This window comes from Solemya velesiana gill symbiont, from assembly GCF_002020805.1.
Classification (GTDB): Bacteria; Pseudomonadota; Gammaproteobacteria; order Chromatiales; family Chromatiaceae; genus Sedimenticola_A.
The window spans coordinates 1-12640 of record NZ_MPRJ01000074.1; the positions used below are offsets into that span (position 1 = coordinate 1).

At 57.1% G+C, this 12640-nt stretch carries 10 protein-coding genes; 2 read left to right on the forward strand and 8 right to left on the reverse strand.

All coding sequences use genetic code 11. The annotated features are described in order from the left end of the window. Positions 1 to 268: 268 nt before the first annotated feature. From glmM to rlmE, 4 genes are all read right to left on the reverse strand, one after another. Positions 269 to 1612 (reverse strand): phosphoglucosamine mutase, encoded by a 1344-nt coding sequence (gene glmM, locus BOW53_RS10280; protein ID WP_078487900.1) that lies wholly within the window; start codon positions 1610 to 1612, stop codon positions 269 to 271. Positions 1613 to 1718: 106 nt separating this feature from the next. Next, positions 1719 to 2549 carry a dihydropteroate synthase gene (gene folP / locus BOW53_RS10285; protein ID WP_078487901.1) on the reverse strand — a complete coding sequence of 277 codons (831 nt, stop codon included), beginning with the start codon at positions 2547 to 2549 and terminating at the stop codon, positions 1719 to 1721. A gap of 277 nt (positions 2550 to 2826) precedes the next feature. Beyond that, the gene (gene ftsH, locus BOW53_RS10290) at positions 2827 to 4743 is read right to left on the reverse strand and encodes an ATP-dependent zinc metalloprotease FtsH (protein ID WP_172838865.1); all 1917 of its coding nucleotides are present in this window, start codon (positions 4741 to 4743) and stop codon (positions 2827 to 2829) included. Positions 4744 to 4903: 160 nt separating this feature from the next. Then, the gene (rlmE, locus tag BOW53_RS10295; RefSeq protein WP_078487903.1) at positions 4904 to 5527 is read right to left on the reverse strand and encodes a 23S rRNA (uridine(2552)-2'-O)-methyltransferase RlmE; all 624 of its coding nucleotides are present in this window, start codon (positions 5525 to 5527) and stop codon (positions 4904 to 4906) included. Positions 5528 to 5643: 116 nt separating this feature from the next. On the opposite strand from rlmE, the gene yhbY reads away from it, so the two are divergent. Further along, positions 5644 to 5943, forward strand: coding sequence for a ribosome assembly RNA-binding protein YhbY (yhbY, locus tag BOW53_RS10300; RefSeq protein WP_078487904.1), 300 nt, complete (start codon positions 5644 to 5646; stop codon positions 5941 to 5943). A gap of 78 nt (positions 5944 to 6021) precedes the next feature. Here yhbY and greA read toward each other — a convergent pair whose 3' ends face one another. From greA to trxC, 4 genes are all read right to left on the reverse strand, one after another. After that, positions 6022 to 6498, reverse strand: a complete 477-nt coding sequence (greA, locus tag BOW53_RS10305; protein WP_078487905.1) for a transcription elongation factor GreA — start codon at positions 6496 to 6498, stop codon at positions 6022 to 6024. Between the two features lie 28 nt (positions 6499 to 6526). Then, positions 6527 to 9748, reverse strand: a complete 3222-nt coding sequence (gene carB / locus BOW53_RS10310; RefSeq protein ID WP_078487906.1) for a carbamoyl-phosphate synthase large subunit — start codon at positions 9746 to 9748, stop codon at positions 6527 to 6529. 58 nt (positions 9749 to 9806) lie between these two features. After that, positions 9807 to 10949 carry a glutamine-hydrolyzing carbamoyl-phosphate synthase small subunit gene (gene carA, locus BOW53_RS10315; protein ID WP_078487909.1) on the reverse strand — a complete coding sequence of 381 codons (1143 nt, stop codon included), beginning with the start codon at positions 10947 to 10949 and terminating at the stop codon, positions 9807 to 9809. A 182-nt stretch (positions 10950 to 11131) separates the two neighbouring features. After that, positions 11132 to 11566 (reverse strand): thioredoxin TrxC, encoded by a 435-nt coding sequence (gene trxC / locus BOW53_RS10320; protein ID WP_078487907.1) that lies wholly within the window; start codon positions 11564 to 11566, stop codon positions 11132 to 11134. A 116-nt stretch (positions 11567 to 11682) separates the two neighbouring features. Between trxC and trxA the strand changes: the two genes are divergently transcribed. Then, positions 11683 to 12546 carry a thioredoxin gene (gene trxA, locus BOW53_RS10325; protein WP_078487908.1) on the forward strand — a complete coding sequence of 288 codons (864 nt, stop codon included), beginning with the start codon at positions 11683 to 11685 and terminating at the stop codon, positions 12544 to 12546. Positions 12547 to 12640 lie beyond the last annotated feature (94 nt).

The following is a 12640-nucleotide window of genomic DNA, read 5'->3' on the forward strand; positions in this document are numbered from 1 at the left end:
GCCAAGCCATTCCAGTGGACCAAGAGTGCTGAGAAAATTATTGCCTCGGTGAATAGGGCAAAGAATGCGTTGCCGAATTAACCGCATGGCCCACTAGGGAAAACCTCTACAAGAATGCGGCTATTTTCATATCTGTTAAGTGATTGAGCTTCATGGCATAAATCTGGGGTAAATAGTTTATGAAATGCCAATATTTCGGCCCGTGCACAAAAAAACCGACCTACATGAGGCCGGTTTCTGTACAGCGGGATCGCGTTATGCCTGGGTATTAACTGACAAGCGCCTTGACCACATTTTCCAGCTGTGTAGTCAGGTTTTCCACCTGGTCACCATCCTTCCCCTCGATCATTACCCGAATCAGGGGTTCGGTACCGGAGGGGCGTAAAAGTACCCGACCGTTTTCACCGAGCTCATTTTCCACAGCCTTCACAGCATTCTGGAGTTGCTCAGACGCCATTACCTCCCTGGCCGATGCCATTCCAAGGTGAACGTTTCGCAACAGTTGGGGGAATTTCTCCACATCGACACGCAGTTCACCCAGTGATTTACCACTCTTGAAGACCTCGGCCAGCACTTGGAGCGCTGAAACAATACCGTCGCCGGTGGTGGTTCGGTCCAGGCAGATGATATGGCCGGAAGGTTCGCCGCCAAGCACCCAGTTCTTCTCCACCAACCGCTCCATGATGTAGCGGTCGCCAACATCTGTTCTCTCCAGTCCAATGCCCAGCTTGCCAAGGGCGAGCTCCAATCCAAGGTTGGTCATCTGGGTACCCACCACTGAACCACTCATACCACCATTATCGAGGCGGGATACGGCAATGATATAGAGAATGTCATCGCCGTCGAGGACCTCCCCTTCACCGTCCACCATGATGAGGCGATCCCCATCACCATCAAAGGCTATGCCCAGATCGGCACGGTGCTCCAATACAGCATTCTGTAATGCCGCCTCGTTGGTAGAGCCGACACCCGCATTGATGTTCAGGCCGTCCGGTTCTGCGCCTATGGTAATGACCTCTGCGCCCAGTTCGCTGAAAACGTGCGGTGCAATATGGTAGGTAGCGCCATTGGCACAATCGATCACCAGGCGCAGACCCTTGAAGTTCATGGTCCAGGGAATGGTACTTTTACAAAACTCCACGTAACGCCCTGCAGCGTCACTCACCCGGAAAGCCTTGCCCAGCTTATCGGATTCGACCGTTGTCATCGGCTTATCGAGTTCAGCCTCGATAGCCAGTTCTACCTCGTCAGGCAGTTTTTTGCCTTCGGCTGAAAAAAACTTGATACCGTTGTCATAGTGGGGGTTGTGCGACGCACTGATGACGATACCTGCATCGGCATGCAGTGTCTGCGTCAGGTAGGCGATCCCCGGTGTCGGCATGGGGCCGAGCAGGTGGATATCCACACCTGCTGCAACCAACCCCGCCTCCAGGGCAGATTCGAACATGTAGCCGGAAATACGCGTGTCCTTACCGATCAGAACTTTGCCACCCTGCTCGCCCCCGAGAACCCGGCCCGCGGCCCAGCCCAGCTTGAGAACGAATTCAGGAGTGATCTTTCCTTCACCGACCCGACCACGAATGCCGTCGGTCCCGAAATACTTCCTTTCCAATGCAACTGCCTCAGTAGTACCCTATTGGGCTAAGAATTATTGATCCACCTAAAGTGGAATAGCGCGCTATTTTATCCGATTTTTTCAGATCTGTTACAAGCCTGACTCACAGCCCCATTACCGCAGAGGTCACTTTAAGCGCATCGGCGGTAGGTTTGACGTCATGGACCCGCAGAATGGCCGCACCCCGCTCGGCCGCCAGTACTGCAGCGGCCAGGCCGCCATAGAGCCGCTGATCCATCGGCGCATCGTTCAGCAGAGCACCGATCATGGATTTTCGTGAAATCCCAATCAATAGCGGTAACCCGATATCTGCGAGTTGATCAAGATCAGCCAGCAACCTCTGATTGTGTTCAAGGGTTTTTCCGAAACCGAAGCCAGGATCGAGCAACAGGCGTTCTGCCATTATCCCTGCCGCCCTGCAGGCCTGGACGCGCTCTTCCAGAAACGTCTTGATGTCATCCACCACGTCGCTGTATTGAGGATCGTTCTGCATGGTTCGAGGCTCACCCAGCATATGCATCAGGCAGACCGGAACGCCAGCTTGCGCAGCAACTTCAAGGGATGACTCCTCACGCAATGCCATCACGTCGTTGATCATACCGGCACCGGCGGCCACCGCCTCCCGCATCACACCGGCCTTGCTGGTATCGATGGAGACTGGCACAGCCAGTTCCGATGCAATGCCCTCGATAATGGGTATCACCCGGTCAAGTTCCTCCTGCTCAACCACCGGCTGAGCACCGGGCCGGGTGGATTCGCCTCCCACATCGATAATGTCCGCTCCCTCATCGACCATCGCTTTTGCCCTGGCAAGGGCGTCTTCTGCCGAGAGGAAACTACCTCCGTCGGAGAAGGAGTCAGGCGTTACATTGAGAATCCCCATCACCCGGGGTTTGGAGAGGTCAAGAGTTTTACCTGCGCAGTCCAATAACATCTGGGGTACTCGTTAATTTATTATCCAGCGACCAAACATGCCATGTTCAGAAGCTCTGCAAAATCCAACTGTTCTGTATGGCAATTACCAATGTGGGAGGGCCGCCCTCGGCCCAATGGCAACACTTAAATCAACCATGGGGTATGAATCAGCCATCTTTTTCAGCGGGGTCGCGGCTCCCTCAGGGCTTTTCAGCGAATAACCTCTACCAAAGAAGTCTGTTTAAACAAAACCGCCGGGCTATGCCCAGCGGTTCGTGTAATACGACGCTATTGGATCAATGCTGGCCTGCAGGCCCGCCAATGGTGTCCGATGGATCCTCTTTTAGCGCATCACCTGTAGCGACTGCACCACCACCCGATCCGTTTGCGGAGTCGTCGCTCCAGCCTTCAGGTGACCTTGGCGGTTTGCCCGCCATGATGTCATCGATCTGCTGACAGTCGATGGTCTCGTATTTCATCAGGGCATCAGCCATGGTGTGAAGCTTGTCCATGTTCTCTTCCAGCAACCCCTTCGCACGCTCGTAGTTACGATCCACAAATGCACGGATCTCTTCATCGATCACGTGGGCGGTCTCATCGGAGACGTTCTTGTGCTGGGTCACTGCACGACCGAGGAAGACCTCTTCCTCTTCTTCGCTATAGAGCAGCGGACCGAGCTTTTCGGAGAGGCCCCACTTGGTCACCATGTTGCGCGCAATGGTCGTTGCACGCTGGATATCGTTCTGGGCACCGGTGGTTACACTGTCCTTGCCAAAGATCACCTCTTCAGCAATACGCCCGCCGAACAGACTGGAGATCTGGCTCTCGAGGTGCTCCTTGCTGAGGCTGTAGCGATCCTCTTCAGGCAGGAACATGGTCACACCCAACGCGCGTCCGCGCGGAATGATACTGACCTTGTAGACCGGATCGTGGGACGGCACCAGACGGCCGACGATGGCGTGACCCGCCTCGTGGTAGGCAGTGAGTTTCTTCTCATCCTCACTCATCACCATGGAGCGGCGCTCTGCACCCATCATGATCTTGTCCTTGGCCTTCTCCATATCATCCATGTCCACCAACCGCTTGTTGGCCCGGGCAGCAAACAGCGCCGCCTCGTTCACCAGGTTGGCCAGGTCGGCACCGGAAAAACCGGGGGTGCCACGCGCAATCAACGATGGCTTGACGTCATCGGACATCGCCACCTTGCGCAGGTGGACTTTCAGAATCTGTTCACGGCCACGCACATCGGGCAGGGGCACCACCACCTGGCGGTCGAAACGGCCGGGGCGCAGCAGCGCGGGATCGAGCACGTCGGGACGGTTGGTAGCGGCAATGACGATGACGCCTTCGTTGCCTTCGAAGCCGTCCATCTCTACCAGTAACTGGTTCAGGGTCTGCTCACGCTCGTCGTGTCCGCCGCCAAGACCGGCACCACGATGACGGCCCACCGCATCGATCTCGTCGATAAAGATGATGCAGGGCGCGTGTTTCTTGGCCTGTTCGAACATGTCGCGGACACGGGAGGCGCCCACACCCACGAACATTTCGACAAAGTCGGAACCTGAGATGGTGAAAAAAGGTACCTTGGCTTCACCCGCAATCGCTTTTGCCAGAAGCGTCTTACCAGTACCCGGAGAGCCCACCATCAGCACGCCCTTGGGAATCTTGCCCCCAAGCTTCTGGAACTTGCCGGGATCACGCAGGAACTCGACCATCTCCGAGACTTCGTCCTTAGCCTCTTCCACGCCAGCTACGTCGGCGAAGGTCACTTTCACCTGGTCTTCGCTCAGCATGCGGGCCTTGCTCTTGCCGAAGGACATGACGCCACGACCGGCCCCACCGCCCTGCATCTGGCGCATGAAGAAGATCCACAGACCGATCAGGATGAACAGCGGGAACCAGTTGATCAGGATCTGCATCAGGATGGACGGCTTTTCCGGTGGCGTAGCCACGATCTGGACCTTGTTGTTCAACAGATCGCTGACCAGGCCGTCGTCACCCGGGCTGTAGGTGGAGAAAGTGCCGCCGCCGGTAAGAGTACCCTCGATCTCACGGCCGTCGATGGTCACCGTGGCAACACCACCCTCCTTCACCTGCTGGATGAAATCGGAGTAGGTCAGTGTGTTGGCTCGCGTTTTCTGTGCGGTGAAGTTGTTGAACACCGACATCAGAACGATTGCGATGATGACCCACAAGATCAGATTTTTTGCCATGTCATTCAAGGCGAATACCCTCTAAATACTTCCTGTGCGGGACGATCAGTCTCTCCCTGCACACTGTGCAAAGCCCTCTTCCCAAGTCAATCTCCGGAAAGGAAAAGCCTGTAATTCAACTGCTTAGAAAACTTACTGGACTTAATGGGTTAGTACCATACTACGGATTATAGTTCCCTGCCACCAGATAGACCTCCCGGCTGCGCGGCCTGGAGGCCTTCGGCTTGCGGGTAACCACTTTCCGGAACGAACTGCGCATCTCCCGGATGTACTCGTCGAACCCCTCGCCCTGGAACACCTTAACGACCATGCCACCACCGGGTTTCAACACCTCCCGGGCAAACTCCAGCGCCAATTCGCAAAGATACATGGCGCGGGGCTGATCCACAGCATTCATACCGCTAACATTGGGTGCCATATCCGAGATTACAAGATCCACGACGGCCAGTCCATCTAACAGATCCCGAAGTTCCTGGAGCGGCCCCTCTTCACGAAAATCACCCTGGATGAAGTCGACACCGGCAATGGAGTCCATCGGCAGTATATCCAGGGCCACCACCCTGCCCCGGTCGCCAACGATCTTCTCGGCCACCTGGGACCAGCCACCCGGTGCCGCACCCAGGTCAACCACCACTTGGCCCGGCTTCAGGACTCTGTCTTTTTCCTGTATTTCCAATAGCTTATAGACAGCACGTGACCTGCAACCATCCTTCTGGGCACGTTTCACGAATTCATCACTGACGTGGCGATCAAGCCAACGGCGACTGCTTTTGCTTCTTTTCATACCTAATTGTTCAGATTGGGAGATGATATCTCACCCACATAATGCTATCAGGAAACAACCAACTGGGTTAGAATGCCCGACTTTTCAGGCTCTTAGCCCTTTTACGGAAATTATCAATGCCCCTTTCAAATTCCCAGAAACGCCACCTCAAGGGCCTTGCCCACAGCCTGAAACCCGTCGTAATGACCGGTCAGCATGGCCTGACTGAAGGGGCGCTCAACGAGCTGGAGGTCGCATTGGACGCCCATGAGCTGATCAAGGTTCGGATCAACGCCGGCGACCGTGAAGAGCGTAAGCAGATGCTGGAAGCCCTCTGCGACAAGAGCGGCGCCGAGCTGGTCCAGAGCATTGGTCATATCGCCGTGCTGTACCGCCACAATCCCGAGAAGCCCAAGATCACTTTGCCCAAGGCGTGATTTCCATAACCCATTAATGCGAAACGCACATAGACACCAGGTATCTATGTGCGCTATCCCCTTCAGGACGGATACCGGTTACTCGTACCGAACCTCTAGAACCTCCATGTGACGGGAGCCCTTCGGGGTTTCGACCACTGCCACGTCACCCTCTGACTTGCCGATCAGGGCACGGGCCATGGGTGAACTCACCGAGATCAGGCCCTGCTTGATGTCCGCTTCATCGTCACCGACGATCTGGAAGGTGTGCTCTTCATCCTCTTCCTCTTCGAACACATCCACGATGGCACCGAACACCACCCGGCCATCGGCATTCAGGGTACGCACATCGATGACATGGGCATGGGAGAGCTTGGCCTCGATGTCCTTGATCCGGCCTTCAATAAAACCCTGCTGCTCGCGAGCAGCATGGTATTCGGCGTTCTCTTTCAGATCGCCGTGTTCACGGGCTTCGGCGATGGCCTTGATCACCTTCGGGCGTGCAACGTTTTTGAGCTCGTTCAGCTCATCACGCAGCTTCTCTGCACCTCTGACTGTCAGGGGTACCTTGCTCATATCTTTTCCTCGTTAAACCTCTTATGTTTCAACCGCCAATGCTCTTGTGCAGATCCTGCAGGCGATTGACGGTGACACTGTCCTCCTGCTTGAGGGCCAGGCAGATGGCCTCGGCACCGGACATTGTCGTAGTGTAGACAACTTTGTGCTGCAGGGCCGCCCTGCGGATCTCGGCGGAATCGGCAATCGCTTTCTTGCCTTCAGTGGTATTGATGATCAGGTCGAACTCGTCGTTCTTGATCATATCCACGATGTGGGGACGACCCTCGGCCACCTTGTTGGCACGCTCGCAAGCCACGTCACCACCGATAATCTCGCGACAGGTTGCACCGGTAGCGTAGAGCTTGAAGCCCAGCTTCTCCAGGTCCCGGGCCACGCCAACAGCGCATTTCTTGTCAGCGTCACGAACCGAAATCAGCGCTTTGCCACCACGGGGCAGGATAGAACCACCGCCTTCCAGGGCCTTGTCGAATGCCTCACCGAAGGTGGTACCCACACCCATCACCTCGCCGGTGGATTTCATCTCGGGACCCAGCAGGGTATCCACACCGGGGAACTTCACGAAGGGGAACACCGATTCCTTGACGAAGTAGTTCTCGGGGATCACCTCCTTGGTGAAATTCTGCTCTTCCAGGCTGGTGCCCGCCATGCAGCGTGCCGCCACCTTGGCCAGCTGTACGCCGGTAGCCTTGGAGACGAAAGGCACGGTACGCGAGGCACGGGGATTGACCTCGAGCAGGTAGATCTCGTCGTCCTTGATGGCGAACTGGGTATTCATCAGGCCGATAACCTTCAGTTCCAGTGCCATGGCACGGATCTGCTCGCGCATGCGGTCCTGAACAGAGGCCGACAGGGTATAGGGCGGCAGGGAGCATGCGGAGTCGCCGGAGTGTACGCCCGCCTGCTCGATATGTTCCATGATACCGCCGATCACCACGTCCTTGCCGTCGCAGATGGCGTCGACATCCACCTCGATGGCGTCGTCCAGGAAGCGGTCGAGCAGCACGGGGGAGTCATTGGAGACGCTCACCGCTTCATGCATGTAGCGGCGCAGATCCTCCTCGCCGTAGACGATCTCCATGGCGCGGCCACCCAGTACATAAGAGGGGCGAACCACCAGAGGATAACCGATCTCCTCCGCCAGGGTAACGGCCTGCTCGGGATCTGTAGCAGTACGGTTGGGTGGCTGCTTCAGACCCAGCTTCTGGACCATCTGCTGGAAGCGCTCACGGTCTTCCGCCAGGTCGATGGAATCAGGGCTGGTGCCGATAATGGGCGCACCGGCCGCTTCCAGGTCCTCGGCCAGCTTCAGCGGGGTCTGGCCACCATACTGGACGATCACACCAACGGGCTTCTCCTTCTCGATGATCTCGATCACATCCTCGAAAGTGAGGGGCTCGAAGAAGAGACGGTCCGAAGTGTCATAGTCGGTGGAGACGGTCTCGGGGTTGCAGTTAACCATGATGGTCTCGTAGCCATCGTCACGCATGGCGAAGGCGGCATGGACACAGCAATAGTCGAACTCGATACCCTGGCCGATACGGTTGGGACCACCACCCAGAACCATGATCTTCTTCTTGTCCGTGGGCTGGGCCTCGCACTCTTCCTCGTAGGTGGAGTACATGTAAGCGGTATTGGTGGCAAACTCGGCGGCACAGGTATCCACGCGTTTGTAGACCGGACGCACGTCGGCATCCCAGCGACGCTTGCGGATATCCGCTTCATTGACACCCGCCAGCTTGGCAAGGCGCGCATCGGAGAAGCCCTTGCGCTTGAGGTAGCGCAGGCGGTCCGCACCCAGGGAGTCAATACCACCCTCGCGAACCTCTGCCTCGAGTTTGATCAGCTGCTCGATCTGCACCAGGAACCAGGGCTCGATGGAGGTAACTTCAAATACCTCCTCCATGGTCATGCCGTGGCGGAAAGCGTCAGCCACGTAGAACAGCCGCTCGGCACCGGGCTCGCGCAGTTCGTAGCGCAATTTGGACTTGGCGTCGGCAGCGTTGGGATCCCAGATCTCGTCCAGGCCGTTCTTGCCGGTCTCGAGGCCGCGCAGGGCCTTCTGCAGGGATTCCTGTAAAGTGCGGCCAATGGCCATCACCTCGCCCACCGATTTCATCTGGGTGGTGAGACGGTCCGGAGCCAGGGGAAACTTCTCGAAGGCGAAACAGGGTATCTTGGTCACCACGTAGTCGATGGTGGGTTCGAAGGATGCCGGGGTAGCGCCACCGGTAATCTCGTTCTGCAACTCGTCCAGGGTATAGCCAACCGCAAGCTTGGCCGCCACCTTGGCGATCGGGAAGCCGGTGGCCTTGGAAGCCAGCGCGGACGAGCGAGAGACGCGGGGATTCATCTCGATGATGATCATGCGCCCGTCTTCGGGATTGATGGCGAACTGCACGTTCGAGCCACCGGTATCCACGCCGATCTCGCGCAGCACCGCCAGGGAGGCGTCGCGCATGATCTGGTATTCCTTGTCGGTGAGGGTCTGTGCCGGCGCCACGGTGATGGAGTCGCCGGTGTGCACACCCATGGGATCGAAGTTCTCGATGGAGCAGACGATGATGCAGTTGTCCTTGTGGTCGCGGACCACCTCCATCTCGTACTCTTTCCAGCCCAGTGCGGACTCTTCGATCAGCAGTTCGTTGGTGGGGGAGAGATCGAGACCGCGTGTGCAGATCTCTTCGAACTCTTCCGGGTTGTAGGCTATACCGCCACCGGAGCCACCCATGGTGAAGGAGGGGCGGATGATGGTCGGGAAGCCGATCTGGGCCTGAACCTGGATTGCCTCCTCCATGCTGTGGGCGATGGCAGAACGCGGCATGTTGAGCCCGATCTTTCTCATCGCCTTGCGGAACAGATCGCGGTCCTCCGCCTTGTCGATCGCCTCCTTGGTGGCACCGATCATCTCAACACCGTACTTCTCCAGTACCCCTTCGCGATCGAGGTCCAGGGCGCAGTTCAGCGCGGTCTGTCCCCCCATGGTGGGCAGCAGCACGTCGGGGCGCTCTTTCTCGATGATGCGGGCAACGCTCGGCCAGGTGATGGGCTCAATGTAGACCGCGTCGGCAGAGTCCGGGTCGGTCATGATGGTGGCCGGGTTGGAGTTGACCAGGATGACCCGGTACCCCTCTTCCCGCAGCGCCTTGCAGGCCTGGGCGCCCGAGTAGTCGAACTCACAAGCCTGCCCGATGACGATTGGGCCTGCGCCGATGATAAGGATGCTTTCGATGTCTGTTCTTTTTGGCATGGATTTCTGGCCGTAACTTAAACCTGGTTGTACGCGTGTGCCTTGGCGCTGGGCCGCATCAGCCTGCGGACTGCATCAATTCAATAAAATGGTCGAACACCGGAGCCACGTCATGGGGTCCGGGGCTGGCCTCGGGGTGTCCCTGGAAGCCGAATGCAGGCTTGTCGGTACGATGGATACCCTGCAGGGAGCTGTCGAACAGCGAACGATGGGTCGCCGTCAGATGCGCTGGCAGGCTCTCCTCGTCCACGGCAAACCCATGGTTCTGGCTGGAGATCATCACTGTCTTGTTGTCCAGATCCTGTACCGGGTGGTTTGCACCATGGTGACCGAACTTCATCTTCACCGTCTGTGCACCGCTGGCCAGTGCCAGGAGTTGGTGACCGAGACAGATACCGAAGGTGGGTACACCGCTATCGAGAACCTCTTTGATCGCCTCGATGGCGTAGTCACAGGGCTCGGGATCGCCAGGGCCGTTGGATAGGAACACTCCATCAGGATTCATGGCCATCACCTCGCTGGCCGGCGTCTGCGCCGGGACCACGCTGACGCGGCAGCCACGGTCCACCAGCATGCGCAGGATGTTGCGCTTCACACCGTAGTCGTAGGCAACCACGTGGAGAGGGAGATGCTCTTCGATGGGATGGGGTGCATCGGGCAATCCGCCTTCCAGGGTCCAGGAGCCCTGTGCCCACTCGTAGGGGGTATCGGTAGTCACCTCTTTGGCCAGGTCCATTCCCTTCAGGCCGGGAAAGGCTTTTGCCGCTTCCAGGGCCGTGGCCTGGTCCAGCCCCTCGCCTGCGATGATGCAGCCGTTCTGCGCGCCCTTCTCTCTGAGGATGCGGGTCAGCTTGCGGGTATCGATATCGGCAATGGCTACCACGCCGTTGTCGCGCAGGTACTGATCCAGGGGCTTAGTATTACGCCAGTTGCTGGCCAGAAGCGGAAGATCCCGGATGATCAGGCCGGCGGCATGTATGGCCGAAGACTCCTCATCTTCTGCATTGGTACCGGTGTTACCAATATGCGGATAGGTGAGAGTGACGATCTGTTTGCAGTAGGAGGGATCCGTAAGAATCTCCTGGTAGCCAGTGATGGCGGTATTGAAAACGACTTCCCCGACGGTCTGACCGTCCGCCCCTATGGATTCACCCTGGAATACCGTTCCATCTTCCAGAATCAACAATGCAGGTTTGCTCAAAGAACCAATCCCCAACAGGCATGCCGAACGGGACAATCTCCAGAGGAGCCATCCCGAACAGGTTAAAAACAGGGAGCACCGCGCCGAATGGCACCTGCGCCAAATTTGGTCAATTTTACTTGATTTGGCGTAAGTCTGTCTATTGGAAATGGGTGGCTTTCTGCTGTTTTTTTACACTCGTGTTACAGATTCTGCTTCACCCAATCAACCAAGCGAGGGGCATCCATGGCACCTGCCACTCGCGCCACCTCCCTGCCCTGCCGGAACAGCGCCAATGTAGGGATGCTGCGGATATTCAACTGGGCAGCAATCCCCTGGTTCTCTTCAGTGCTCACCTTCACCAGGCGCAGATTGGGTTCCAGGCGTCTTGCCGCCTCCTCGAATGCCGGCGCCATCATCTTGCAGGGTCCGCACCAGGGTGCCCAGAAATCCACCAGCACCGGCAGGTCGTTCTTATGGATATGCCTGGCAAAGCGCAGTTCATTCAAACCCAGGGGCTGGCCGCTGAACAGGGGTGTGGAGCACTTGCCGCATTTCGGTTGCACACCGAGTTTCTCCCGGGGTACACGATTGATCGCATCACAGTGAGGACAGACGATGTGGATTGGCTCTGACATGGAAAATCACCCTCAAATACAGCTTGTGGCGGATGTAGGCGCTCAAAGGGTGATTTTCAAGAGGTGAAGAGTGACCGTATACTAAGCCCCAAACTGAAAAACACTTAAAGGAACCTATGTCGGACTCTCCCTATATCATTGATGTAACAGCTGAAAACTTCGCTGTCTATGTAGTACAAAACTCCCATCAGCTGCCCGTTCTTGTTGATTTCTGGGCCGATTGGTGCGGTCCCTGCAAAATGCTCATGCCTCTCCTGGCTAAGCTGGTGGAGGAGTACCAGGGAAAATTCATCCTGACCAAGGTAAATACAGAGGAGCAGCAGGCCCTGGCCCAGCAGTACGGGATTCGCAGCATCCCCGCAGTCAAACTGTTCCGCAATGGAGAGGTGGTTGACGAATTCGCCGGCGCTCTTCCCGAAGGGGATATCCGGGCATTTCTGGACCGGCATATACCCCGGGAATCCGACAACCTGGTTACCCAGGCCAACGCGATGATCCAGCAGGGCGACGTGGAGGGCGCGATCAAGCTGATCGAAGATGCCAAGGCCTCGGACCCGACCAATACACGAGTCATACTCGCCTATGCAAAACTGAAAGCCACCCTGGGTGAAATTGAGGAAGCGGAAGCCGCCCTCAACACCCTGCCGGCAGAAGAGCAGGAGAATCCTGAAGTGACCGGCCTCAGGGCCCGCTTTCAATTCGACTCGGTCGTCGGTCAGGCACCCTATGACGAAACCCTGGTACACGCCCTGGCCAACGGAACCGCCACCAGCGAGCAAATCTACCAGCTCGCAGCCCACAGGGTGATGGAGAATGACCACGAGGCGGCCCTGGAACTGCTGCTCAAGCTGATGATGAAAGACCGCAGCTATGGCGACGATACCGCCCGTAAGGGGATGCTCTCCATCTTCGAGATGCTTGGCAGTAACAATGAAATGGTCAACCGCTACCGCAATCGCATGTTCAATGCATTACACTAGGGCCTGTTCACGTAAAAGTCAGTAAAATGCCACTCTATGGAACTAACGAAAGAGCAGTACAAAATCATTGAGCCGTTGTTCCCCAAACCAAGGG